At 62.7% G+C, this 276-nt stretch carries 1 protein-coding gene; it reads right to left on the reverse strand.

The window, feature by feature from the left end:
* Positions 1 to 276: aminotransferase class I/II-fold pyridoxal phosphate-dependent enzyme (locus tag AF337_RS18845; protein WP_152971137.1), on the reverse strand; the 276-nt coding region annotated here is incomplete at both ends.

Here is a 276-nt window from a genome sequence, read left to right on the forward strand (position 1 = left end):
GATCCTCCGGACGCAGCTTGAAGTCGGCCTGCTCGTGGCAGGGGACAGCGACCGGGACGCCGCCGGCGAATTTGACGATATCGGCATAGCTGACCCAGGAGGGCGTGGGAATGACGACCTCGTCGCCCGGATTGCAGGTTGCCAGCATGGCATTGAAGATCACCTGCTTGCCGCCGCCCGAGACGACGATCTGGCTGGCATCGTAGTCGAGATTATTGTCCCGCTTGAACTTCCTGATGATGGCGGCCTTCAGTGCCGGCGTGCCGTCCATCGGAG

Origin of the sequence: Rhizobium ecuadorense, from assembly GCF_001187535.1 — a bacterium.
Taxonomy (GTDB): domain Bacteria; phylum Pseudomonadota; class Alphaproteobacteria; order Rhizobiales; family Rhizobiaceae; genus Rhizobium; species Rhizobium ecuadorense.